General features: G+C 70.3%; 21 protein-coding genes. All 21 read left to right on the forward strand.

Annotation, left to right across the window (positions count from 1 at the left end; all coding sequences use genetic code 11):
• Positions 1 to 71: 71 nt before the first annotated feature.
• The 21 genes from TSO221_RS07570 (at position 72) to TSO221_RS07670 (ending at position 25,377) form a co-directional block, all read left to right on the forward strand.
• Positions 72 to 608 carry a helix-turn-helix domain-containing protein gene (locus TSO221_RS07570; protein ID WP_109117877.1) on the forward strand — a complete coding sequence of 179 codons (537 nt, stop codon included), beginning with the start codon at positions 72 to 74 and terminating at the stop codon, positions 606 to 608.
• A 203-nt stretch (positions 609 to 811) separates the two neighbouring features.
• A complete protein-coding gene (locus TSO221_RS07575; protein ID WP_146208736.1) occupies positions 812 to 1,309 on the forward strand; it encodes a type VI secretion protein in 498 nt (165 codons plus the stop codon).
• Between the two features lie 25 nt (positions 1,310 to 1,334).
• Positions 1,335 to 2,702, forward strand: coding sequence for a type VI secretion system baseplate subunit TssK (gene tssK / locus TSO221_RS07580; RefSeq protein WP_146208737.1), 1,368 nt, complete (start codon positions 1,335 to 1,337; stop codon positions 2,700 to 2,702).
• A gap of 25 nt (positions 2,703 to 2,727) precedes the next feature.
• Positions 2,728 to 3,567, forward strand: coding sequence for a DotU family type IV/VI secretion system protein (locus TSO221_RS07585; RefSeq protein ID WP_109117880.1), 840 nt, complete (start codon positions 2,728 to 2,730; stop codon positions 3,565 to 3,567).
• A 10-nt stretch (positions 3,568 to 3,577) separates the two neighbouring features.
• Positions 3,578 to 7,813 (forward strand): type VI secretion system protein, encoded by a 4,236-nt coding sequence (locus TSO221_RS07590; RefSeq protein ID WP_109117881.1) that lies wholly within the window; start codon positions 3,578 to 3,580, stop codon positions 7,811 to 7,813.
• Positions 7,810 to 8,931 (forward strand): type VI secretion system protein TssA, encoded by a 1,122-nt coding sequence (tssA, locus tag TSO221_RS07595; protein ID WP_109117882.1) that lies wholly within the window; start codon positions 7,810 to 7,812, stop codon positions 8,929 to 8,931. Before TSO221_RS07590 ends, tssA begins: the two co-directional genes overlap by 4 nt.
• Positions 8,932 to 9,068: 137 nt before the next feature.
• A complete protein-coding gene (gene tssB / locus TSO221_RS07600; protein ID WP_109117883.1) occupies positions 9,069 to 9,614 on the forward strand; it encodes a type VI secretion system contractile sheath small subunit in 546 nt (181 codons plus the stop codon).
• A 73-nt stretch (positions 9,615 to 9,687) separates the two neighbouring features.
• Positions 9,688 to 11,169: a type VI secretion system contractile sheath large subunit gene (gene tssC / locus TSO221_RS07605; protein WP_109117884.1), complete on the forward strand. Its 1,482-nt coding sequence runs from the start codon at positions 9,688 to 9,690 to the stop codon at positions 11,167 to 11,169.
• Between the two features lie 84 nt (positions 11,170 to 11,253).
• Positions 11,254 to 11,754, forward strand: a complete 501-nt coding sequence (locus TSO221_RS07610; protein WP_109117885.1) for a type VI secretion system tube protein Hcp — start codon at positions 11,254 to 11,256, stop codon at positions 11,752 to 11,754.
• Between the two features lie 6 nt (positions 11,755 to 11,760).
• A complete protein-coding gene (tssE, locus tag TSO221_RS07615; RefSeq protein ID WP_109117886.1) occupies positions 11,761 to 12,237 on the forward strand; it encodes a type VI secretion system baseplate subunit TssE in 477 nt (158 codons plus the stop codon).
• On the forward strand, positions 12,234 to 14,045 hold the full coding sequence (gene tssF, locus TSO221_RS07620; RefSeq protein ID WP_109117887.1) for a type VI secretion system baseplate subunit TssF: 1,812 nt from the start codon (positions 12,234 to 12,236) through the stop codon (positions 14,043 to 14,045). The genes tssE and tssF overlap by 4 nt, the downstream gene beginning before the upstream one ends.
• The gene (tssG, locus tag TSO221_RS07625) at positions 14,009 to 15,139 is read left to right on the forward strand and encodes a type VI secretion system baseplate subunit TssG (RefSeq protein WP_109117888.1); all 1,131 of its coding nucleotides are present in this window, start codon (positions 14,009 to 14,011) and stop codon (positions 15,137 to 15,139) included. Before tssF ends, tssG begins: the two co-directional genes overlap by 37 nt.
• A 105-nt stretch (positions 15,140 to 15,244) precedes the next feature.
• Entirely contained in the window at positions 15,245 to 16,240 is a 996-nt protein-coding gene (locus TSO221_RS35895) for a DUF4157 domain-containing protein (RefSeq protein ID WP_199229407.1), read from the forward strand.
• A gap of 18 nt (positions 16,241 to 16,258) precedes the next feature.
• Positions 16,259 to 17,419 carry a DUF4157 domain-containing protein gene (locus tag TSO221_RS07635; RefSeq protein ID WP_109117889.1) on the forward strand — a complete coding sequence of 387 codons (1,161 nt, stop codon included), beginning with the start codon at positions 16,259 to 16,261 and terminating at the stop codon, positions 17,417 to 17,419.
• Positions 17,420 to 17,590: 171 nt separating this feature from the next.
• Entirely contained in the window at positions 17,591 to 20,263 is a 2,673-nt protein-coding gene (gene tssH / locus TSO221_RS07640) for a type VI secretion system ATPase TssH (protein ID WP_109117890.1), read from the forward strand.
• Positions 20,260 to 22,284, forward strand: a complete 2,025-nt coding sequence (tssI, locus tag TSO221_RS07645) for a type VI secretion system tip protein TssI/VgrG (protein ID WP_109117891.1) — start codon at positions 20,260 to 20,262, stop codon at positions 22,282 to 22,284. Before tssH ends, tssI begins: the two co-directional genes overlap by 4 nt.
• A gap of 5 nt (positions 22,285 to 22,289) precedes the next feature.
• Positions 22,290 to 22,904, forward strand: a complete 615-nt coding sequence (locus tag TSO221_RS07650) for a toxin-antitoxin system YwqK family antitoxin (protein ID WP_146208738.1) — start codon at positions 22,290 to 22,292, stop codon at positions 22,902 to 22,904.
• 15 nt (positions 22,905 to 22,919) lie between these two features.
• Positions 22,920 to 23,306 carry a DUF4280 domain-containing protein gene (locus tag TSO221_RS07655; protein WP_109117893.1) on the forward strand — a complete coding sequence of 129 codons (387 nt, stop codon included), beginning with the start codon at positions 22,920 to 22,922 and terminating at the stop codon, positions 23,304 to 23,306.
• Positions 23,307 to 23,392: 86 nt separating this feature from the next.
• On the forward strand, positions 23,393 to 24,085 hold the full coding sequence (locus tag TSO221_RS07660) for a hypothetical protein (protein WP_109117894.1): 693 nt from the start codon (positions 23,393 to 23,395) through the stop codon (positions 24,083 to 24,085).
• Positions 24,086 to 24,088: 3 nt separating this feature from the next.
• Positions 24,089 to 24,823 carry an SPOR domain-containing protein gene (locus tag TSO221_RS07665; protein ID WP_109117895.1) on the forward strand — a complete coding sequence of 245 codons (735 nt, stop codon included), beginning with the start codon at positions 24,089 to 24,091 and terminating at the stop codon, positions 24,821 to 24,823.
• A 131-nt stretch (positions 24,824 to 24,954) separates the two neighbouring features.
• Entirely contained in the window at positions 24,955 to 25,377 is a 423-nt protein-coding gene (locus TSO221_RS07670) for a response regulator (RefSeq protein WP_109117896.1), read from the forward strand.
• Positions 25,378 to 25,415 lie beyond the last annotated feature (38 nt).

Below are 25,415 nucleotides of genomic sequence, written 5' to 3' on the forward strand. Positions count from 1 at the left end.
AGCGGGAAATTGCGCTACCATACTCCCCTTCCGGTCGCAGGGGCCGGCGACCGGCGACGGCGAGGCGCAGGATGGAGCGGGGCGACAGCGGGTACTTGCAGGTCGTCGCCGGCATGCCGGACCAGCAGGAGCGCCTGCCCAACAGCGCCGGCCGCCGCATGGACGATTCCGGCCGGCGCGTGCTGGTCGAGCGGCTGCGCCGCCAGGGCTGGAGCTACCGTCGCATCTCGACCGAGCTGAACATCAGCTACGCCCTGGTCTCGCGCTGGCTGGATGGGCCGGAGGCCGCAGCCCCCATCGAGCCGCTGTCGATCGGTGTCCGGGCGCCGCGCCGCCCGACCGCCGCCGCGGTGCCGCCCCACTCTCAGGGAACACGGAGTCCGGGCGAGTCGGACCCCTCACAACCCCTCATAGAACAGTTGATCACGCAGAATCGCGCCCTGCTGCAGCGGGTCGATCAGCTGGTGGCGGCCAGCGCCGCGCAGCAGCAGGCGATCGCCGGACTGGAAGCCCGTCTGGTGGCGAATATCGAGGATCAACACAAGAAATTGGGGGAGAGGCTGCTCGACTCAATCAAGTTGTTGTTGAGCAAGATCATCCCAGGCTGAGTCGCGCGACTCGGATTTTCCATACTCGAGTATGACAAACCGGCTAGGCCTGCGCTCTTATACCGGGAGCTGGGCTTGTGATATCGCGCAATGTCATGGACAAGGCGCTGTTTCTTCCCTAGCCTTTCGAGCATCATCCGAATTCGTCGTTCGAGACGAAGGTAATAACGATGCTTCCGCAAAGTTGGGGGAGACGGGAAGCCGTGGTTTCTCTGTCGTGGTCCGGGGGAGGGGCCGCACCGGGCCGGTTCGCGCGCCGCGCGGGCTTGGCCGCCGTCCTGCTGGCGCTCACGCTCGCCGGCTGCGGGACGGATTCCCGGATCAAGACGCAGACGCTGGACATGGAGGTGGCGGCGAACGCCAACGCCGACAACGCGCTCGCCGTTGATCTGGTGCTGGTCTACGACACCACGCTGATCCCCGCCTTCGCCGGCATGACCTCGGCCGACTGGTTCAAGAACCGCGAGCCGATGAAGCTCGCCAACCCCACCGGCATCGAGGTGCGGACCTTCGAGGTCATCCCCGGCCAGAGGGGGCCGCGCTACCTGATCTCCGGCCGCGGCAACGACGCGCTCGGCGCCTTCGTCTTCGCCGGCTACGACACGCCCGGGCCGCATCGCGCCCGTATCGACGGCATGCCCGCCGTCCTTCTCCGCCTGGGCGAGAAGGACTTCGCGGTGGCCGCCCCGTCCTCGAAATGACCGAAACCCGCAGGTGTCCGCCGGCATGAGCCCGTCCAACCCGCAAGACCCGATCCAATGGTACGAGGGCATGCTGCTCTCGCCGCAGCATTTCCAGCAGGCGTGGCTGCGCCAGGACGGGTTGCTGCACTACCATCTCGGCCGGCTGTCGCCGTTCCACTACGGCGTGCGGACGCTGAAGGTGGATCAGGCGATGCTGGTGGTCGGCGTCTTCCGCATCCTGGCGCTGGAAGCGGTGCTGCCCGACGGGCTGGTGGTGGCGCACCCGGCCGACGGCGGCGGTGCCGACCTGCAGGTCAGCCTAGTGCCCTACGCCGACCAGTTGAAGGACGCGCCGGCCACCGTCCATCTCGTGGTGCCGGTCTACAAGCCGGGGGCGGCGGCCGGCGGCGAGCTGGCGCGCTACCGCTCGGTCGAGGGGCAGCCGGTGGTGGACGAGAACACCGGCGACAACGAGCAGGCGATGGCCCGCCTGCAGCCGCGCGTCTCGCTGCTGGTGGGCGAGGAGGTGCCGCAGAAGTACGCCGCACTCCCCATCGCCCGCGTCACCTACCGCGACGAGGCGTTCCAGCTCACCGACTACCTGCCGCCGGCGTTCTCGGCGCCGCTCGACTCGCCGCTCGCCGACTCCTGCCGCACCATCGCCAAGCGCTTGCGCGAGAAGGCCGCCTTCCTGGCCGGCCGGCTGCGCGCCCCGGCCGGCACGGTGCAGGCGACGCTGATCGCCGACACGCGCCACGCCGTGCAGTGCCTCGCCGCCGGGCTGCCGCAGCTGGAGGCGCTGCTGGGCGCCGGGGCGGCGCACCCGTTCGCGCTGCACACCGCGCTGTGCGGCATCGCCGGGCAGGTGGCGGCGCTGGGGCCGGGCCTGATCCCGCCGATCTTCGACGCCTACGACCACGGCGACATCCGCGCCTCGGTGGCGCCGGTGATCGAGTTCATCGAGCGCATGATCGAAACGGTCAGCGAGACCTACGTGACCCTGCGCTTCTCCGCCGAGGAGGCCGGCTTCCGCCTGAAGATCGAACCGGCGTGGCTGGGCGAGGACGGGCTGCTGGTCGGCGTGCGCCTCGCCCCCGGCCAGACCGAGAGCGAGGCTGACGCCTGGGTGGGCGAGAGCCTGATCGCATCGGCCGAGAACATGGGCGTGCTGCGCGAGCGCCGGCTGCGTGGTGCGGCGCGGCGCCGGGTGGAGCGCGACGACCGGCTGGAGGTGGTGCCGGAGCGCGGCGTGCTGCTCTACCGCATCGACCCCGACGCCTCGTTCATCGAGGCCGACCGGGTGCTGGAGATCGCCAACCCCGGCGACCGCACGGGTGCCCGCCGCCCGGCGGAGATCGCGCTGTACGTCGCCCCGCCGTCCGGGCGCGCCGCCGCCGACGCGGCCGGCTGAGCCGCGGACCGGGGGAGGGGAGCCCATGGGCGTACCGTCGCAGGATCTGACCCAGGACATCGCCGACGCCGGCGGCGGGCTGCCATCGGTGGCGTCGCTGCTGATGGGCGACCGCGGGGAGCACGCGCTGCTCGTGCAGTTCGGCGACTTCTTCGCCGAGCTGCTGCGGCTGAAGTACGCGCTGGCGGCCGGCCGGCTGGGCGGCGGCGACGGGCTGACCCCGGCCGACCTCGCCGGGCTGGTGCACCAGCGGCTGCGCACGCTGCTGGAGGCGCAGGCGGTGAAGGCGCGGCACTGGGGCGGCGCCTACGGCGAGACGCTGTACCGCGAGGCGCAGTACGTCATGGCCGCGCTCGCCGACGAGACCATGCTGCTGCGCATCAACTGGGACGGCAAGCAGGCGTGGCAGGACCGGCTGCTGGAGACCGCGCTGTTCGGCACGCGCGTCGCCGGCGAGCGGGTGTTCGAGCGCCTTGACGCCTTGCTGGAGGACAGCACGCGCGCGTCGAGCGACCTCGCGACGATCTATCTGGTGGCGCTGGCGCTGGGCTTCCGCGGCCGTTACTGGCGGCCGGAGGACGAGGGCGACCTGCGCTCCTACCGCGCGGCGCTTGCCCGCATCATCGCCCGCCACGACCCGGAGCTGGCGCGCGACGGCGCGCAGCTGTTCGCGCAGGCCTACGCCCACACCATCGACCAGGGGCGCGCGGTGCGGCTGCCCTATCTGCGGCCGTGGGGGCTGGCGCTGCTGGCGGTGATCAGCCTGTTCCTGGTCGGCAGCCACCTGATCTGGGTGGCCGGCACCGACGAGGTGGTCCACGCGGTCGAGCGCATCGATCGCGCCGTCAACAACCCGTCGCGCTGAGGGAGGGGACGTGACCGCCGACCTCCTCTCCGCACACCCGCTGCTGATCGGCTTCCTGCTGGGCGTGCTGGCGCTGGCGGTGCTGGCCCTGCTGGTCTGGCTGGTGCGGCGGGACGAGCGCGGGGCGGCGGCGGCGCTGGGCAAGGCGGACGTGCTGGCGGCGGTGCGCGGCGCCGACGTGCGGGCGCTCAACAGCTGCTTCTCGACCACACTGCGCGCCATGCGCGGCATGATGCCGGGGCCGGGCTGGCGCTACGCCGCGCCCTGGGTGCTGATGCTGGGGCCGTCCGGGTCGGGCAAGAGCGCGCTGGCCTCGTCCATCGGGCTCACCCGGCCCTTCGACTTCACGCTCGATTCCGAACTGGCCGAGCAGGGCTGCGCCTGGCACGTGTTCGAGCGCGGCATCGTCCTCGACCCCGCCGGCTGCGTGCTGTGGGGGCCGGACGGCGACATGGCGGGCCACGACGGCGGCTGGCGCCGGCTGCTCCAGCTGCTCCAGCGCCACCGGCCGGAACGCGGGCTGGACGGCGTCGTGGTGACGCTGCCGGCCGGCGACCTGGTCGGTCCCGACCGGCTGGACGCGGTGGCGCTGGCCAACCGGGCCAAGCAGCTGCGCCGCCGCCTGCGCGAATTGCAGCACAACCTCGGCCTGCGGCTGCCGGTCTATCTGGTGATCACCAAGTGCGACACGGTGCCCGGCTTCACCAGCTTCTGGGAGCCGTTGGCGGTGCAGCGCCGGAACGAGGTGTTCGGCTGGTCGAACCCGCAGACGCTGGAGACCACCTTCGCCCCGCACCTGCTGAACGAGGCGTTCGACGAGATCGGCCGCGAGCTGCACCGCACGCTGATCGGCACCGCGGTGTCGACCGGCGGCCTCAGCGACATGGCCTTCCTGTTCCCGGCGGAGTTCCAGAAGCTGTCGGCGCCGGTGGCGCGCTTCGCCACCGCGCTGTTCCGGCTGGATTCCTATCAGGATCCGCACTTCTTCCGCGGCATCTACTTCACCGGCGACGGCTCGGCCCTGGTGGCCGGCGGGCGCGGCCTGCCGGCGGCGTACGAGCCCCATTCCGACTTGGCCGCGGAACTGCCGGTCGGGCTGGCGCCGTCGCCGTCGGCGACCCCGGCGGCGCAGCCGCTGTTCGCCACCGAGCTGTTCAGCGAGAAGATCTTCCGCGAATCCCGGCTGGTGCGCCCGGCGCGGCGCGGGCTGGTGGCGCGCAGCCGGACGCTGCGCGTCGCCCAGGCCGGCGTGGCGACGACGGCGGTCGTGCTGTCGCTGGGCCTCTGGTACTCCACCACCTCGCTGCAGGGCACCACGGCGAACATCGTCAAGCCGCTGATGCTGATCGAGAAGACCGATTCCCAGGTGCACCAGGCGCGCGAGGCGGGGCAGAGCCTGAGCGAGGGGCTGTACCGTGAGGTGCACGGCGCCACCGCGCCGATCCTCAGCTCCTTCAAGACGCTCAGCGACCGCGCGCTGCTGGAGCCGTTCATCCCCACGTCCTGGTTCAGCTCCATGGAGGCCGACGTCAAGCGCGCCATGGCGCACGGCTTCGGCCTCGTCGTGCTCTACCCGATGCGTCTCGAACTCATCAAGCGCTGGGAGGCGATCCAGAAGAAGTACGCCCCGCAGCCGCAGGGGCAGGCGCCCGAGGGGCTGGCCGCCCAGGCGCGGGTGCAGTCCTACCTCGCCGACCTCGACGCGCTGGCCGCCGACATCCAGCAGTTCAACACGGCGAGCGAGCTGCCGGTGCTGACCTTCTCCAAGCTCGCCGCCTCGCTGCTCGGCATCAACCTGGGCGAGGCGCTGCTGACCGACGGCGAGCTGTACCGCGAGGTGATGCGGGTCGCGAAGGTGAAACCGTTCGATCCTTCGCGCAACATCATGCCGTCGCTGCAGACGCTGGCGCGGCTGGGGCAGGGGGCGGTCACCCTGGTGTCGCCCGACGGCCCGATCGTGCAGCGCTTCGCCGCCGTCGGCAACGCCCTGGAACGGGCCGAGCTGGCGCGCTTCGGCGCGCCGGACGCGGCGGGGGCGACGCTGGTCGACCTCAACACCGCTATCGAGCGCGTGCAGGCGGTGCTGGGCAACCCCGACCTGCGCTGGCTGTTCGTCGAGCACCCGGAGAACGAGCCGCACTGGAAGGACCAGATCCAGCGCGTGCGCGCCAACCTGTTCCTCGGCGAGACGGCGGCGCAGGCGATGCTGCGCATGGCCACCACCCGCATCGCCGACCTGCGCGCCGCGCTGCTGGCGATCCGCACGCCGGGCACCGGGCCGCTGCTGGTCGCCGACGAGACCGACAACGGCCTGCTGAAGCTGGCGCCGGCGGTGGACGGGCTGGCCTCGGTGTTGCCGGACATCCTGAAGTACGAGTTCATGGCCGATACCCCGGCGCGCGAGCCGGTGCTGCCCTCGAAGACCAGCACCGCCACCATGTGGTCGCCCGAGCCGCTGGCCAAGGCCATGGCCTACTACAAGGCGTTCGAGGCGATGGAGGCCGGGCCGCTGACCCGCGTGCCGGACTCGCTGCGCCCGATGGTGCAGGCGCTGGCGGCGCAGCGGCTGCAGACCGCCATGCTGACGTCGGTGGCACAGGCGCAGGTGGTCGAGCAGCGCGGCCAGGACTTCCGCATGGTCGCCGACGAGACCGGGCTGCTGCGCGAGGTGCGCCAGTTCGGCAAGGCGTCGCGCAGCCTGGGCGACATCCTCGGCGCCTTCAGCCGGCGCGGCATGGACCAGGCCTATGCGACGGTGTCGGGCATCGTGACCCAGCACGTGGTCAGCATGCTGGAGCAGGCCGACCGCATCGGCGACGAGGGCGCCCCCTACCTGCCGGTCGACGAGTTCAAGCAGTGGGACGGCACGCTGCCGCTCAACTTCGAGGGCTTCCAGGTGCTCAGCGATGCTGAGCTGGCGCAGTACCTCGACAACACCCGAGGGCGCTTCGACTGGCTGGGCACCGAGGTCGCGGCGCCGCTGGTCACCTTCGCGCTGCGCGAACAGACGCCCAACACGCTGCGCCAGGATCCGCACGTGCTGAAGTGGCAGCGCATCCTGATCGAGCAGCAGCGCTACAAGGCCGACAACCCCGCCAGCTCGCTGGCGCTGCTGGAGCGCTACGTCCGCTTCGACCTGGGCGCGGTGAAGCCGGACACCTGCCTGCAGCAGCTGGCCAGCGGCACCAGCGCCGGCGGCGACTTCTTCCAGCAGCGCCGCGACACGCTGCGCAAGCTGGCGCTGGCGCAGTGCCAGCGCGTCGCGGTGAAGGCGCTGTCCACCGACTACACGCGGCTCGCCACCGACTTCAACGCGATGCTGGCCGGGCGCTACCCGTTCGCCGACTACGGCGGGGCGGACACCGCGGAGGCCGACCTCGACACCGTCACCGCCTTCCTGGAACGCTTCGGTAATTCGGAGGCCGCGATCCGCCGCGGCCTCGGCACGCCGCAGCCGGGCACGCCGGCCGCCCAGGCGCTCGCCTTCATCGACAATCTGGCGGCGGTGAAGGAGTTCCTGGCGCCGTTCCTCGCCGCGTCCTCCACCGCGCCACCGGCCTTCGACGTGGCGGCGGAGTTCCGCGTCAACCGCCCGAAGGAAAGCGGCGGCAACCAGATCATCGAGTGGCTGGTGGCGATCGGCGACCAGCAGATGCTGCGCGGCGGCGCCACCCAGGCCGGCAAGTGGTCGCCGGGCGACCCGGTGACGGTAACGCTGCGCTGGGCCAAGGACGCCCCGGTGGTGCCGGTGTCCATCGTCGGCGCCGACGGCAGCGTGCAGCCCGACCGCTCCATCGGCTTCGCCTACACGAACCGCTGGTCGCTGGTGCGGCTGCTCCAGGTGCACAAGACGCCGGCCGCGGATCTGCCGAAGCTGACCGACAGCCGGCCGCACACGCTGAAGTTCTCCGCCGACACCACCAGCGCCCCGGTGCCGGGCGACCCCGGCCCGGCCAAGCCGCCGGTCGCCGGCAAGACCAGCGTCTTCCTGCGCCTGGCGCTCAGCACGCCGACGCCGGACGGCAAGGGCAAGACCAGCTTCACGCTGCCGTCCTTCCCCTACGGCGCGCCGCGCCTGGACACCGCCGCGCGCGCCGCCTCGGCCACCGGCGAGCCGTTCTCCGGCGACGCCTCGACCGCGCCGGTGTCGAGGATGGCCGTCGCCAAGGCCGCGGCGAAGACGGCAGCGGTGACGCCCCCCACGCCCCCGGCGGCGAAGAACGCCCCGACGAGGATCACCAAATGAGCGCCGCGCTTCCCGACTTCAGCGCCATCCTGGCGCCCCTGCCGGGCGATGCCCCGACCGGGCCGTCGCTGCGCTACGACCCGGTCTTCGACGAGATCCGCGAGGCGCGCCGGCAGGACGACCCGTCGCTGCCCACCGGCGTCTGGCAGACGGCGCTGAAGCGCGCCGACTGGGACGAGGTGGCGCGGCTGTGCCGCGGCGTGCTGGAGACGCGCTCGAAGGACCTGCAGGTCGCCTGCTGGCTGCTGGAGGCGCAGGTCCACAAGCACGGCCTCAAGGCGCTGGGGCCGGGCCTGCGGCTGATCGCCGGGTTGTGCGAGGCGTTCTGGGACGGCCTGCACCCGGACATCGACGACGGCGACGTCGCCGCCCGCGTGGCGCCGCTGGAATGGCTGAACGGCAAGCTGCCGAACCTGCTGCACCGGCAGCCGATCACCCGGTCGGGCAGCCAGCCGGTGGTCGGCTTCTCCTTCGCCGACTACCAGAACGCCCAGCGCCTCAGCATGATCGCGGCGAAGGACCCGCGCGCCGGCGAAACCGCGCGCGCCAAGGGGCAGACGCTGCTGCCCGACGTCGAGGCCAGCGCCAGCGCCACCCCGGTCGCCTTCCACCGCGCCCAGCATGGGCAGCTCGCCGAGGCCATCACCGCCACCGACGCGCTGTCGGCCCTGCTCGACGCGCGTTGCGGCCGCGACGCGCCCGGGCTGGTCACGCTGCGCGAGACGCTGGCCGGCCTGCAGGGCTGGGTGGACACCATGCTGCGCGCCAAGGGAGAGGAACCCGCGATGCCCGCCGAAACCGCCGCCGAGCCCGCACCCGAGCCGGAGCCCGAGGACTACGGCGAGGCGGAGGAGCACGCCGCGCCGGATTTCCCCGCCGGCCCGATCCGCACGCGCGAGGAGGCCTACTACTGGCTGGCGGAGGTCGCCGACTTCCTGCTGCGCACCGAACCGCACAGCCCGACGCCGTACCTGATCCACCGCGCGCTGGGCTGGGCGAACATGCCCCTGCATGAAGTTCTTCTCGAGGTCAGCCGTGGCCGCAACGATCTCGGCACGGTTTTCGACCTCCTCGGCTTCAACTTTACAGAACTGACACAGAAGACGGGGGCGCGATGAACGGATGAGTTGCTAACGTGATCGAATCTTCTTGTTATTGCGCAAGAGCGATTCTAATGTGCATTCCAGGATTACAGCAACGCGCCTGATGATCGCGTCGGGCGTGCACAGAAACACTCTGGGAGAAGGGCAAGTCCATGGCCGAGAGCACCCAGCACAAACTGAGCAGAGTCCGCCCGCCGCGCGTGCAGATCACGTACGACGTCGAAATCGGCAACGCGATCGAGAAGAAGGAGCTTCCCTACATCGTCGGCATCATGGCCGACCTGTCGGGCAAGCCGGCGGAGGCGCTGCCGCCCGTCAAGGACCGCAAGTTCATCGAGATCGACCGCGACAACTTCCAGGACGTGCTGTCGGCGATCAACCCGCGCGTCGCCTTCCGCGTGCCGAACAAGCTGCAGCCGGACAGCAACGACTTCCTGAACGTCGAGCTGAAGTTCAAGCACCTGGACGATTTCGGCCCGGTGGAGGTGCTGAAGCAGGTGCCGCAGCTGAAGCGCCTGTTCGAGGCCCGCTCGCGCCTGCGCGACCTGCTGACCAAGCTGGACGGCAACGACGACCTGGACGGCCTGCTGAAGCAGGTGATGGCCAGCACCGAGGACCAGGAGGCGCTGAAGAAGCAGCTCTCCGCCCCCGCCGGTGACGCCGCCGCTCCGGCCGCCGACGCGCCGAAGGCCGAGTAACCCGCCGCCCGACAATCGATGACACGCCGCGGACGCGACGCGTACCGCGGTGCGACCCGAGGAGACGCTTGCCATGGCTGAAGAAACCGAGACCCCGGGCGCGGGTGCCGCCGCCGAGACCCTGCCGATCCTCGACCGCATCATGGTCGAGGGCAAGCTGGCGCGCGACGAGACGCAGCGCAGCTACGCCCGCGACCTGGTGGACGAGTTCGTCAACTCCGTGCTGGCCGAGACCGGCGGCGCGGTGAGCGGCGACGTGGTCGCCGCCATCAACGACCGCATCGCGCAGATCGACGACCTGATCTCGCTGCAGCTCAACGAGGTGCTGCACCACCCCGACCTGCAGAAGCTGGAGGCCTCCTGGCGCGGCCTCGCCTACCTGGTCTTCAACACCGAGACCAGCACGCGCCTGAAGCTGCGCCTGATGAACATCACTAAGGCGGAGTTGCTGAAGGACCTGGAGAAGGCGGTCGAGTTCGACCAGAGCGCCCTGTTCAAGAAGGTGTACGAGGAAGAGTACGGCACCTTCGGCGGCTATCCCTACAGCGTGCTGATCGGCGACTACGAGTTCGGCCGGCACCCGCAGGACATGGCGCTGCTGGAGAAGGTCTCCAACGTCGCCGCCGCGGCGCATGCGCCGTTCATCGCCTCGGCCAGCCCGATGCTGTTCGACATGGGCGGCTTCACCGAGCTCGGCGTGCCGCGCGACCTGTCGAAGATCTTCGAGAGCGCCGAGTTGATCAAGTGGCGGAGCTTCCGCGCCAGCGAGGATTCGCGCTACGTCACGCTGTGCCTGCCGCATGTGCTGCTGCGCCTGCCCTACGGTCCGGACACCGTGCCGGTCGAGGGCATGGAGTTCGTCGAGGACACCGACGGCCGCGACCATTCCAAGTACCTGTGGGGCAACCCGGCGTGGATGCTGGCGACCCGCATCACCGACGCCTTCGCCAAGTTCGGCTGGACCGCGGCGATCCGCGGCGTCGAGGGCGGCGGCAAGGTCGAGGGCCTGCCGACCCACACCTTCCACACCGACGAGGGCGACATCGCGCTGAAGTGCCCGACGGAGATCTCGATCACCGACCGCCGCGAGAAGGAGCTGAACGACCTCGGCTTCATCGCGCTGGTGCACTGCAAGGGCACCGACTACGCCGCCTTCTTCGGCGGCCAGACCGCCAACAAGCCGAAGCTGTACAACACGGCGTCCGCCAACGCCAACAGCCGGCTGTCGGCGATGCTCCCCTACATCCTGAACGCGTCGCGCTTCGCCCACTACATCAAGGTGATCATGCGCGACAAGATCGGCAGCTTCATGACCAAGGAGAACGTGCAGACGTATCTCAACACCTGGATCATGGACTACGTCCTCGGCAAGGACGACGCCGGCCAGGACCTCAAGGCGCAGTACCCGCTGCGCGAGGCCCGCGTCGACGTGACGGACATCCCCGGCAAGCCCGGCTGCTACAACGCGACCGTGTTCCTGCGGCCGCACTTCCAGCTGGAGGAGCTGACCGCCTCGATCCGCCTGGTGGCCGAGCTGCCGCCGCCGGCCGCGTAAGGCGCCGCAGACCGCCTCTCCCGCCCGGCGGGCGGGGGAGGCCGCACACCCATGTGAAACGCTGGCCGACAAGGGAGTCCCGTCATGGCCGCCAATATGTTCATCGTCTTCAAGACGCCCGACATCAAGGGCGAGAGCGCCGACAGCACCCATACCGATCAGATCCAGGTCCTGTCCTGGAGCCATTCGTTCAACCAGCCGACCTCGCCGACCCGCAGCTCCGCCGGTTCGGGCACGGTGGAACAGGCCAACCACTCCGACTTCTCGTTCACCAAATACACCGACGCGTCGACCGACGACCTGCTGAAGATGTGCTGGAGCGGCAAGCAGATCGGCACCGCCACCTTCACCGCCTACCGCTCGGACGGCGACAACAAGGCGATCAAGTACCTGGACATCGAGATGACCGGCGTCGTCGTCTCCAACGTCTCGATCGGCGGCGGCACCGGCGACGTCTCCACCGAGACGATCACGCTCAGCTACAACTCGGTGAAGTACACCTACATCCAGCAGAAGGCGGCGGACGGCACCGGCGGCGGCAACGAGCCGGTCAAGCACGACCTCGCCAAGCAGGAAGTGTCGTAAGCCGCCATGCCGGGACCGCGGGTCACGCAGGGAGTCCGGGCGCCGCTGTTCGACCGCCTGGCGGCGAACCCGGCGCCGGAGGACCGGCGCGACCTGCGGATGCTCGACCGGGCGGGGGTGAAGGCGTCGATCCGGCGCGAGCTGGACCGGTTGCTCAACACCCGCACGCCGCTGTCGGCCGAGGATCTCGGCCGGCGCGCGCGCAGCACGCTCGACTACGGGCTGCCCGACCTGTCGCTGTTCTGGCCCAACGACGCCGACAGCGAGGCGCGCTTGGCCGCCCTGGTCGCCGACACCGTGGCGGCGTTCGAGCCCCGCCTGCTGCGCCCGTCCGTGCGGGTCGAGCGCGTGGTCGGCGAGCGGCGCAAGCTGCGCGTCAGCGTGATGGGCGACGTCGAACTGGCCGGCATGGTCGAGCCGGTGACGTTCCCCATCCTGCTGAGCGACGGCGTGGAGGAGGCGGATGACGGTGACGGTGGATGACTGACGGTCGCGACGACCTGCTGGACTATTACCAGCGCGAGCTGGCCTACCTGCGCCACGAGGGGGCGGAGTTTGCCGCGCGCTACCCGCGCGTCGCCGCTCGCCTCGACCTCAGCGGCGCCGAATCGCCGGACCCGCACGTCGAGCGCCTGCTGGAAAGCTTCGCCTTCCTCACCGCGCGCATCCAGCGTACGCTGGATTCGGAATTCCCGCAGATCCCCGCGGCGCTGCTCGGCATCCTCTACCCGCACCTGACCGCGCCCGTGCCCAGCATGGCGGTGGCGCAGTTCATGGTCGATCCGGGGCAGGCGCGCTCCGCCACCGGCTTCACGCTGGCCGACGACACGCCGCTGTACGCCCAGGCCGCCGACGGCGTCACCTGCCGCTTCCGCACCGGCTACCCGGTGGAGCTGTGGCCGATCACCGTAGCGGAAGCGGCGATCCAGCCCTCCGCCGCCTTCGCCTTCCTCGACCACCGCGGCGAGGTCGGCGCGGTGCTGCGGCTGAAGCTGCGCTGCCTGGGCAAGCAGACCTTCGCCGACGTGGCGCCGAAGCGCCTGCGCCTCCACCTGCACGCCGGCCCGATCGTTGGCGGCGGGCTGTACGAGCTGCTGCTGAACGGCGTGCGAAGCGTGGCGGTGCGACCGGCCGGCGCTTCCGTGCCGGGGCGCGAGCTGCCGGCCGCCTGCATCCACCCCGTGGGCTTCGCGCCGGACGAGGACGTGCTGCCCTGGCCGCGCCACGCACACCAGGCGTACCGGCTGGTCCAGGAATATTTCGTGTTCCCGGAGAAGTACCTGTTCCTCGACATCGATGGCCTGGGCGACTTCGGCGACGGCCAGGAGGCGGAGCTGCTGTTCCTGCTCTCCGAGCCGCCGAAGCGGACGCTGAGCATCGACGCCGGCACCTTCCGCCTGAACTGCGCGCCCATCGTCAACCTGTTCCGCACGACGACGGAGCCGGTGCGCCTGGACCAGACGCAGGTGGACTACCGGCTGCTGCCCGACAGCTACCGCGAGCGGTCGACCGAGATCCACTCGATCCTCAAGGTCTCGGCCAGTTCGGCCTACGAGGACGACAGCCGCAGCTTCCAGCCCTTCTACTCCTTCGACCATGGCGCGGTGCGCGAGGACGCCCGCGCCTTCTGGATCGCGCGGCGTCAGCCGACGGGCCGCGCCGACCTGCCGGGCACCGACATGGTGCTGTCCTTCCTCGACCTCGACTTCAAGCCGACGCGGCCGCCGGCACAGGTGGTGTTCGCCCACACGCTGTGCACCAACCGCGGCGTCGCCGAGCAGATGCCGGCCGGCGCGCGCCTGGACATCGAGGTGGACGCGCCGCTCAGCGGCATCGCCTGCCTGACCAAGCCGACGCGCCAGCTCACCCCGCCCTTGGGCGGGCAGACGCTGTGGCGGCTGGTGTCGCACCTGTCGCTCAACCACCTGTCGCTGGACGGCGAGGCCGGGCTGGCGGCGCTGCGCGAGATCCTGCGCCTCTACGCCGCCTTCGCCGACGCCACGGTGGACAGCCAGGTCGCCGGCCTGTCCGACCTGTCCTGCGGCGGCGTCGTGCGGCGGGTCGGGAACGAGGCGTGGCGCGGCTTCTGCCGCGGCACCGAGGTGCGGCTGGAGCTGGACGAGGAGCGCTTCGTCGGCAGCCATCCGTTCCTGCTCGCCTCCGTGCTCAACCGCTTCTTCGGGCTGTACGCCGCCGTCAACTCCTTCACGCAGCTGGTCCTGACCAGCCGCCAACGCCACGGGATCTGGAAGACATGGCCGCCTCTGGCTGGCGATCGCCCCGTTCTGTAGTCGAGCAGCTGGCCGCCGAGGCCCACCGCTTCGACTTCCATCAGGCGGTCAGCCTGATCGAGCGGCTGCGCCCGGACGCCCGCGGCGTCGGCGACGGCAGCCACGCGGTGCACGAGGCGGTGCGCTTCCGCTCGACGCTGAGCAGCGCCTTCCCGGCCAGCGACCTGACGGCCGCCCGGCCGCCGGGGCCGGGCGAGCCGCGCTGGGAGCTGGCGGTGAACTTCCTGGGGCTGGCCGGCGGCTTCGGCCCGCTGCCGCCGCCCTTCACCGAGGAGATCATCCGCCAGATCCGCGCCGGCGACACCGCGACGCGCGACTTCCTGGACGTCTTCAACCACCGCCTTGTCTCGCTGCTGCACCGGGCGCGGCGCATGCACCGGCCGGCGCTGAACCGCGGCACGCCGGACCAGGGGCCGTTCGCCGGCTGGCTCTACAGCCTGATCGGCATGGGCACCGGGGCCTTGCATGGGCGCATGGCGGTGCCCGACCGGGTGCTGCTCAACCATGCCGGCGTGCTGGCGCAGCAGCCGCGCAGCCTGCACGGGCTGGAGCGCGTGTTGGGCGACCATTTCGGCGTGACGGTGCGGGCGCTGCCGCTGCAGGGGCGCTGGCTGAAGCTCGACGACACGCAGACGACGCGGCTGGGCCAGCGCAACTCGACGCTCGGCGGCGGCGCGGTGCTGGGCAGCAGGGCGTGGGATCAGCAGGCGGCGGTGGTGCTGGAGATCGGGCCGCTGGGCCTGGAGGACTTCCGCGGTTTCCTGCCCGACGGTCACGCGGCGCGGGCGCTGCGCGACCTCGCGGCTTTCACTATCGGGCCGGGAATCGACGCCGACGTGCGGCTGCGCCTGAAGCCGGCGGATGTGCCGGGCACGCGCCTGATCGGTGCCAACCGCCTGTACCTGCATGGTGCCCGCGCGCTGGCCGATCGGCCGAAGGTGCGTGGCGTGCGGTTGGACGGCGCGGCGCGGCTGATCACCCGCCCGGCGCCCGACGCGCCGCGGCTGGGCTGGACGACGTGGCTGACCACCCGGCCGCGGGTTCAGGAGGGGGTGGTGGAATTGCGGAACGGGGGAGGGCCTGCGCATGCGTAGATTGGCGGTGCTCCGGTTCGCGCGGCCGTTGGTGGCGCCGGTGATCGCTGTTGACGGAAGCGAGGGGACGGCCCGATACTTCTCCGCTTACGGGAGGAGGCTGTCATGACCGCGTTCTCGAAGGCATCGGGCACCGTCATCCAGGGCCGTTTCCTGGCCGCAGGCCCCCGGCTCCCGACGCTGGGCGGGGCCGTGGCGCAGCCGCAGGGCAATGGCCACGCCTCCAACGGCCATGCCCAGGCGCTGCCGTCGGGCCTGATCCGCATGGGCGGCGGTGGGCGGCCGCTGCCGGACGGTGTGCGGCAGAAGATGGAAACCTTCTTCAAGGCCGACTTCTCGGACGTCCGCGTGCACGTCGGGTCGGAGGCGCCGTCCATCGGCGCGCTGGCCTTCACGTTGGGCTCCAACCTCTATTTCGCGCCGGGGCAGTACAATCCGGAGACCTCGCACGGCCAGCAGCTGCTCGGGCACGAACTGACGCACGTCCTCCAGCAGCGCGCCGGGCGCGTGCGCAACCCGTTCGGCAGCGGCATCGCCGTGGTGCAGGACCCGTCGCTGGAGGCCGAGGCCGACCGCATGGGCATGCGCGCCGCCTCGCACTTCACCCCGCCGACCGTGCAGGCGAAGCCGGCACCGCAGATGCAGAGGAAGGCCGCCGACGGCTCCGGCTACCGGCTGATCGTAGGCGCCTACCTGCACCAGGACAAGGGCCTGCCCGACGCCATGGCCGGCCACGGCTTCGTGGCGGTGGAGCGCCCCGGTGGCAAGCGCGAGGCCTGGGGCTTCTCGCCCGCCAACCTGTCGTCCATGGACCCGAAGCGCGATCTCGGCCGGCTGACCACCGGCGTGCCGGGGCGCGTGCACCGCGATGAGGCGGCCTTCTCCAAGCCCGGCGTGCGCACCCGCAGCTTCGCCATCAGCCGCGAACAGGCGGACCGCGCCATGGCCAAGATCGGCGAATACCAGGGCGGCACCGTGCCGTTCAGCTTGGCGAACCGCCAGTGCACGGCGTTTGCCGGCGACGTGGCGAAGGCGGCGGGGGTGGACGCGTTCGGCGCCGGGCCGGTGCGCGGACCGCGAGATTTCTATCGGAAGATTTGAGAGAGCAACGGGCAGGCCATGAGCACGAAAGCCTTTCGTCCGCCACCGACCGCCTACTCTCGTGCCGTGGCCGGTGAACCCGCTTCTCGGCGGACAATCCAGCCGTCGGTGCCTGCCCAGGTTCAGGTTCACGTTGCACCGCCGCCGCGCCATTTCCGCACGCCGCCGGTCGCGAGCGGATCGTCCGGTACCGTGCAGGGCTACTTCCCCGGCGGCTTGATCCGCATTCCCGGAGCGGCCGTCCTTCAGGCCAAGGCAAACCGCCCTATCCACGCGGGGGACACCGCGATACCGCTTCCTTCGAGTTTCCTGACGCCACGCCAAGGCCATCCCTTGCCCAACGTGATCCGACAGAAGATGGAAGCGGTGTTTCGCTCGGACCTGTCGTCCGTTCGGGTCCATGTTGGGCCGGAAGCTTCCGCTATCGGCGCGCTGGCTTTCACGACCGGCGAGCGGGTGTTTTTCGCTGCCGGTCAATACCAACCGAACACTCAGCGCGGGCTTCACCTCTTGGGTCACGAGTTGGCCCACGTCATCCAGCAGCGGTCGGGTCGAGTGCGCAATCCTTTCGGCACCGGCTTGGCGGTGGTGCGGGATGCGGCGCTCGAAGCCGAGGCGGATCGGATGGGGCGGATGGCCGCGACGCAGTGTGGCCTGTTCGGAGGCACGGCTCAGCCGGTTGTCGCCCAAGCTTTGGCGCGGCCCGGTGTCGTTCAGTTGATGGATGATGAGGATTATAACCCAGACGATGAGGCTCCGATCCTTGAGATCGAGGATTTTGCCAAGTCGGCGTTGAGAAAAGGACTGTCATTTACATCTAAGGCCATAGATTGGATGAAGGGCGATACGCCTAAGAATAAAATCACCGGTAGATACATTTGTCATATATGTGGGAATGACATAAAAAAAGGGCAATCTATTGATATGGATCATTTGCCGCCTTGGCACAAGCGCATCGAAGCTTATTTCAAGGTTAAGGAACCAAGAAGCGAAGATGATGTATCATCGGCTGAGCTAACCGTTTTGTATAACATGAGGGGTAGTGTTTTTGCTCATGAAAGCTGTAACCGAGGCCATATGGGAGAGGGGAATTGGAAGCAAAGATGGGCATCTGTTGTGGCGTGGTTTAAAAATGATGGCGGCGAATGCATTGACAAGAATAAATATAACGCAATCTAGCATGTATTGTGCTCGTGTGTATGCGGTGCCTGGGAAACCCCATCAGTCGCTTGCGGTGGAAAATGGCGAGTTGTCGTCTTTTAATCATTGAAGCCCTGCCAGAGGCTGGCCGTAAAGGAAGAGGCGTGTGACTACGCCCACTGGTGCCGGACACCTTGCTTCCGAGACTCCATGTCCTCCCTGAAGCCCCTCATCGGCAAGCTCAACCCCACCGCCAAGCGCGCGCTGGAGACGGCGGCGCAGCTCTGCCTGACGCAGACGCACTTCGCGGTGGAGGTGCAGCACCTGCTGCTCAAGCTCGCAGGCGCGGCGGACAGCGACGTGGCGCGGCTGCTCCGGCACTACGGCGTCGATGCCGGGCAACTCGCGGCCGACCTCACCCGTGCGCTGGAGAAGCTGCCGCGCGGCAACGTGCAGACGCCGGCCTTCTCTGAGCATCTGCTGCGCCTGCTGGAGCGCGCCTGGGTGGTGTCGTCGCTGCGGCTCGGCGGGCACGCCATCCGTTCCGGCGCCATCCTGGCGGCGCTGCTGGAGGACGACGCGCTGCGCGGCATGCTGGTCGAGGCGGCGCCGAAGCTCTCCCTCATCCCCCGCGGCAAGCTGTCGGAGGACTTGGGCGACCTGCTGCGCGGCAGCCCGGAGGATGCCGGCGGCCCCACCGCCGCTCCCGCACCCGGCGCGTCCGCTCTGGCATCCGGCACCGCGCCGTCGAAGGCCCCGGCGCTGGACGCCTACACCATCGACCTCACCGCCCAGGCGCGCGCCGGGACGATCGACCCCATCGTCGGCCGCGACGCCGAGATCCGGCAGGTCGTGGACGTCCTGATGCGGCGCCGGCAGAACAACCCGATCCTCACCGGCGACCCCGGCGTCGGAAAGACCGCGGTGGTCGAGGGCTTCGCCCAGCAGGTCGCCGACGGCGCCGTGCCGCCGCCGCTGAGAAACGTCTCGGTGCGCATCCTTGATTTGGGCCTGCTCCAGGCCGGCGCCGGCATCAAGGGCGAGTTCGAGAACCGGCTGAAGCAGGTGATCGACGAGGTGGCGGCCTCGCCCGCGCCCGTCATCCTGTTCATCGACGAGGCGCACACCCTGGTCGGCGCCGGTGGCCCGGCCGGGCAGGGCGACGCCGCCAACCTGCTGAAGCCCGCGCTGGCGCGCGGCGAGCTGCGCACCATCGCCGCCACCACCTGGGCCGAGTACAAGCGCTATTTCGAGAAGGACGCCGCGCTCGCCCGCCGCTTCCAGGTGGTCAAGGTCGAGGAACCGGACGAGCCCACCGCCACCGCCATGCTGCGCGCCCTGGTGCCGAAGCTGGAGGCGCACCACCGCGTCCGCATCCTGGACGAGGCGGTGGCTGACGCCGTGCGCCTCGCCCACCGCTACATCAGCGACCGCCAGCTGCCGGACAAGGCCATCGGCGTGCTCGACACCGCCTGTGCGCGGGTGGCGCTGGCGCAGAGCGGCCCGCCGCCGGAGTTGCAGGGGGCGGCCCGCCGCTCCGCCGACCTCACCGCCGAGCTGGCCCTGCTGGCGCGTGAGAGCGCCGCCGGCCGCGAGCATTCCGAACGTATGGAGCGCCTCGCCGACGAGCGCGCCGCGGTGAACGAGGAGTGCCACCGCCTGGAATCGCGCTGGCGCCAGGAGGCCGAGGTCGTTGCCCGGATCCGCGACATCGAGGACTCGCTGCCCGCCCGCAACGGCGCCGCCTACCTCCGGGCCCGCGCCGAGCTGGACGGGCTGCGCCTGGAGCTGGAGCAGGTGCAGGACGACTTCCCCATGGTGCCGACCGCGGTGGACCACCGCGCGGTGGCCCAGGTGGTGGCGGGCTGGACCGGCATCCCGGTCGGCCGCATGCTGACCGACAACGTGCAGGCGGTGCGCACGCTGCGCGAACGCATGGGCGAGCGGGTGGTCGGGCAGGACGCGGCGCTCGACGCCGTGGCGAAACGCATCCGCACCTACTTCGCCGGGCTGGGCGAGCCGGGCAAGCCGACCGGCGTCTTCCTGCTGGTCGGCCCCTCCGGCGTCGGCAAGACCGAGACGGCGCTGACGCTGGCCGACCTGCTGTTCGGCGGCGAGCGCAGCCTCGTCACCATCAACATGAGCGAGTACCAGGAGGCGCACTCCGTCTCCGGCCTCAAGGGCGCGCCGCCGGGCTATGTCGGCTTCGGCAAGGGCGGCGTGCTGACCGAGGCGGTGCGGCGCACCCCCTACTGCGTCGTGCTGCTGGACGAGGTGGAGAAGGCCCACGCGGACGTGCTGGAGCTGTTCTACCAGGTGTTCGACAAGGGCACGCTGGAGGACAGCGAGGGCGTGGTGGTGGACTTCAAGAACACCATCATCCTGCTCACCTCCAACCTTGGCACCGACACCATCGCGCGGCTGGCGGCCGAGCCGTCGGTGCGGCCACTGACCGCCGCCCCGTTGACGGCAGATAGCATCGCCGAAGCGATCCGGCCGGATCTTGTGCGCCGCTTCAAGCCGGCGCTGTTGGGGCGCATGGTGGTGGTGCCCTATCTGCCGCTGGGCGAGAACCGCATCAGGGACATCGTCCGCCTGAAGCTGGCCCGCGTGCAGGCGCGCTTCGCCGAGGCGCACGGGGCGGAGCTGACCTACGACGACGCGGTGGTGGCCTTTCTTGCCGACCGCTGCCGGGCGACCGACGCCGGGGCGCGTGCCATCGACCACCTGTTGACCAACACGCTGCTGCCCGAGCTGTCCGGCGGGGTGCTGGAACGGCTGGCCGACGGAATGCCGGTGGACCTCGTGCACGTCGATCTCGACGCTTCGGACGCCCTGCGCTACACCTTCGGCATGCCCGCCCACCGCGTTGCAGGACCATGAGCGATAAGGCGACCACCCAGGACAAGGCCTCGCTGTCGGTCAGCACGCCGCTGGGCAAGGACGCGCTGATCCTCCAGGAGCTCAGCGGCACCGAGTACGTCTCCGGCCTGTTCGAGTTCCAGCTGGTCATGCAGTCGGCGACCGGCGCGCAGGATGTCGACCTGACCCAGCTGGTCGGCCAGCACCTGACCGTCACGCTGACCGGCGACAGCGGCGCCACCCGCATCATCGACGGCATGTGCACGCGGGTGATCCAGACCGCCACCTCCTACGTTGCCGAGCTGCGGCCCTGGCTGTGGATGCTCGGCCTCAGCACCGACAACCGCATCTACCAGTCGAAGACCGCGGTGGACATCATCAAGGCGGTGTTCGGCAACCTCGGCTTCAGCGACTTCAAGGACTCGACCACCGCCACCTACACCACGCGCGACTACTGCGTGCAGTACGGCGAGAGCTGCCTGAACTTCGTCCTGCGGCTGATGGAGGACGAGGGCATCTGCTACTTCTTCACCCACGCGGCGGGGAAGCACACGCTGGTGCTGGCCGACGACACCTCGGCCTTCGCCGACATCTCCGGCACCTCCACCGTGCCGTTCCTGCAGGTGCCGACGGGCAAGGACTGGATCGACGCGCTGCACGTCACCGACTGCGCGCTGGAGCAGGCGGTGACCAGCGGCATCTACCAGGCCGACGACTACAACTTCACCACGCCGTCCACCGAGCTGAAGGCCAGCGTCACCGGCACCTCGGGCGCGCCGCAGGTGTACGAGTACCCCGGCAACTACACCACCAAGGACCAGGGCGACGCCATCGGCAAGGTGCGCGTGGCGGAACTTCAGGCCCAGGCCAAGCGGCTGGCGGGCGGCGGCGTGGTGCGCGCCTTCACGGCGGGGCAGACATTCACGCTGTCGAAGCACCCACGCTCCGATCTCAACGCCGCCTGGGTGCTGCACAGCGTCAGCCACCGCGCGACCTTCCGCGAGTATTCCAACAGCTTCACGGCGCTGCCCTCGGCCACCACCTTCCGGCCGCCGCGCGTCACGCCCTGGCCGCGCATCCCCGGCACGCAGACCGCCACCGTGGTCGGCAAGTCGGGGCAGGAGATCTACACCGACCAGTACGGCCGCATCAAAGTGCAGTTCCATTGGGACCAGCAGGGCACCAACGACGAGAACAGCTCGTGCTGGATCCGCGTGGCGCAGGGCTGGGCGGGCAAGAGCTGGGGCGCCTTCTTCCTGCCGCGCATAGGCATGGAGGTGATCGTCAGCTTCCTGGAGGGCAACCCGGACCTGCCCATCGTCACCGGCTGCGTCTACAACGGCACCAACACCGTCCCCTACACGCTGACCGACGACCAGACCAAGAGCACCATCAAGAGCAACAGCTCGACCGGCGGCAAGGGCTACAACGAGATCCGCTTCGAGGACAAGGCCGATTCGGAGGAGATCTACGTCCAGGCGCAGAAGGACATGACCGTGCTGATCAACAACAGCCGCACCACGACGGTCGATGCCGCCGACGACACCCTCACGCTGAACAAGGGCAACCGCTCGGCCACCATCTCCAAGGGCAACGACACCCTCACCATCACCGAGGGCAACCGGACCTACGCGGTGTCCAAGGGCAACGAGACCTATTCGGTCAAGGGCACCCGCGACGTGACGGTGGAGGGGGCGGAGACGCACACCAACAAGGACGCCTTCACCCAGACCGTCACCAAGGATTTCACGCTGAAGGTGGACGGCGACATCACCATCCAGGCCTCCGGGGCCGTCACCATCAAGGCCGGCAAGGGGCTGACGCTGCAATCCACCTCGGACATGAGCCTGACCTCCTCGGCCGGGCTGACCGCCAAGGCGTCCAGCGACGCCACCGTGCAGGGCATGAACGCCACCGTGAAGGCCGACACCGGCGCGACGCTCCAGGGCGGCACCACCGTCACCGTTAAGGGCAGCGCCCAGGCTACCATCGACGGCGGCGGCATGACCTCGGTGAAGGGCGGCATGATCCAGCTGAACTGATGCCCATGGACGGAGCAGACACCTCACCCCCGGCCGGCCACACCGTCGTCGAAGCACGCGACGGCGACGGGCGGCTGCTGTCCTGCGCCACCATCGGGCCGGACGGCGTGCCGGACGGCGCGTTCGTCGCCTACGCGCCGGACGGGGCGGTGCTGATGCGGCTGGTCTACAAGGCCGGGGTGCCGGACGGGCCGTCCACCATCTACCGCGACGGCCGGCCGCAAACCGAGATGAGCTACGCGAACGGCGCCCTGGACGGCGCGATGCGCGGCTACGACCCGGCCGGGCGGCTGCTCACCGTCGTGCGCTGGGCGGCGGGCCGGCGGAACGGCCTGATGGAGTGTTTCACCGTCGACGGCACGCCGCTGATGACCGCGGAGTACAAGAATGACCGCCTCGACGGGCTGGTGATGGAGTACCGCGCCGACGGCACGCTGCGCCGCCAAGCCTCCTACAAGGCCGACCTGCTGGACGGCGAGACCGTGGAGTTCCATCCCGGCGGCCAGCCGGCCGAGCGCACCGTCTACCAGAGCGGGGTGGCCGTCGAGGGGCCGGAGCGCTTCGACGATCCCGACGCGCCGGGGAAGAAGGGCCTGCTGGCGCGGCTGATGGGGAAATAGCGGGAGGGCGGGGCGATGGGCATGCTGGTGGTGTCGGGGGCGATGATCCAGTGCAGCTTCGGCGTGGCCCCCGGCACGCTGATGGTGCTGCCGGCCAACTGCGTCATGGCCAGCAGCATGCCGGCGGCGAACATCATGGACAACGTGCCCATGATGAACATCCTGCCCTTCGGCATGTGCCAGAGCATGGCCAACCCCACGGTGGCGGCGGCGACCGCGGCGGCCATGGGGGTGCTGACGCCGATGCCCTGCATCCCGATGACCGCCGCGCCCTGGGCGCCGGGCGTGCCGCAGGTGCTGATCGCCAACATGCCGGCGCTGAACGACGGCTGCAAATGCATGTGCAGCTGGGGCGGCGCCATCAGCATCAACATGGCCGGGCAGTTCCAGACCCAGGCATGACAGAAGGGGCCTGAGGCATCGCGTCCCGGTTGCAGCCGGGCCGGCAGGCACGATAAGCTGAACCGCACCCTATCGCAGGCCGACGCATGTCCGACCCGCACAAGCGCTTCGCCCCTCCGCCGCCCCACTGGCCCGGCCGCCGGCCGGAACCGGCCGCGCAGGCGAAGCCCGCCCACAGGACCGTCGCGCAGCCCCAGGCCACCTTCGGCGCGTTGCGCACCGGCAAGGCGGAGCGCGGCGGCGCCGGGGACGAGCTGCTGCGCGTCCAGGGCGACGAGTTCGTGCTGAAGACCGCCGACCGCGGCCTGCACGTCAAGCCGAACGGCACCTACAACTTCGTGCGGGTGCAGGGGCAGACCCGAAACGACGCGCACACCTTCGTCTCGCCGCGCAGCGGGCATGCCGGGCTGGCCAGCGGCAAGCCGGTGCTGTACGCCGGCACCGTGCGCTTCGACAGCGGCCGTATCGACTGGTGGAGCAACTACTCCGGCACCTACCAGCCGATCGCCGCGTTCCGCCAGCAGGCACAGTTGCCCGACGACCATTTCGTGCCGTGGCAGAGGTTGCAGATGGGCGGAGTCGGCCTGCAGCGCGGCATGTTCAACGACCGCCGCGCCTCGACCGCGCCTGCCAAGCCGGAGCGCGCCGAGCCGGCGAAGCCCGCCGCGCCCGCCAGGACCGTGGCTCCCGCCAGGGACGAGTCGCCGCGCGCCGCGGCCCCGGCCGGCGCCACGCCGCCGGAGAAGACAGCGCCGAAGCCGGCGGACAAGGGGCGCTGAGCGGTGGCGGCGCCGCGCTCCTCGCTGCCGCTGATCCTGGCCGGAACGCTGCTGTTCGGCGGGCTGACCTTCCTGCTCGGCCTGCTGATCGGCGTGAATCTTTCCGTGCCGGCCGTCAAGCCTGCCGCACCCGCGGCCATCGCGGTGCCAACCGTTCCCGCACCCACCGCGGCCGTTCCGTCCGCCCCCGCCTTGGCGGTTCCGGCGCCCGCGGCTCCGGCCGTGGCCGCGCCGGCCGCCCCGGCGCAGGGTGGGGCGTCGGCGGGTGGTGGTGGCGCGCCGTCCACCGCGGCGCCGGCCAAGAGCAGCGCGGTCGAGCCGCCACCGGCGGTCAAGCCGGTGAAGGTGAAGGGCTTGGGCTACGGCACCCCGCCCTCGGTCGAGCCGGCCTCGTCGTTGCGCGGCAAGCTGTTGCAAGCGGTGGACGCGCCGGCCGCCGATGCGGCCGACGCCGCCAAGGACGTTCCCAAGGAGGCGCCGAAGGACGCCGGACCGGCGCTGGTCTATTCGGTGTCGCTCGGCCGCTTCCTGATGGAGGAGAACGCCGGCCGTCTGTTCGCCCGGGCGCAGGAGAAGGGCTACCAGCCGGTGGTCGTCGTGCCCGATCCGCCGGATCCCAGCGGCTGGCTGACGGTGACGCTGGGGCCGCAGGCGGACGCGACGTCCGCCAGCCGCCTCGCCACCGACGTCACGGCGCAGGGGTTTGAGACCTGGCTGGTGACGTGGCAGGCGCAATAGCCCGCCGCTGCGAAGGTTCCCGTTGGCCCATCGGTGGGTGGCCCGATGGTACTTCATGGATCCCGATGTTGAATTGAACCGTTATCTCCCCATGTTGGAGCGGCCTTCGCTCCATACCGGGTGGGACCATCGTGAAGCTCCTGATAGTCGAAGACGATCCGCTGGTCGGGCCGGCCATGAAGGCGGTCCTCGAAAAGGCGGGATACACGGTCGTCGGGCCGCTGCGCGACGCGCCCAAGGCGATGCGCCTGGCCGAGCGCGAGCGCCCGGACCTGGCGCTGGTCGATGTGCTGCTGGCCGGCGGCGAGGACGGCGTGAGCCTCAGCCGGCGCCTGCGCGCCGAGCTGGGCGTGCCGTCGCTGCTGGTGACCGGCTACGAGCACCACGCTGAGGAGGTGCGCGACACCGCGCTGGGCTTTCTGCACAAGCCGTTCGCGCCGCAGGCGCTGCTCGACGCCGTGGGCGTGGTCGGCGAGGTGATGGGCGGCCTGCGCCCCTCCTTCGTGCCGCGCGAGTTGGAGCTGTTTCCGCCTTCGTTGAGCCTGCACGCCTGACGACTCCAAGGATCCTTGTCGGTGTCGGAGCCCGCGGA

Origin of the sequence: Azospirillum sp. TSO22-1, assembly GCF_003116015.1 — a bacterium.
In the GTDB taxonomy this organism is placed as follows: domain Bacteria; phylum Pseudomonadota; class Alphaproteobacteria; order Azospirillales; family Azospirillaceae; genus Azospirillum.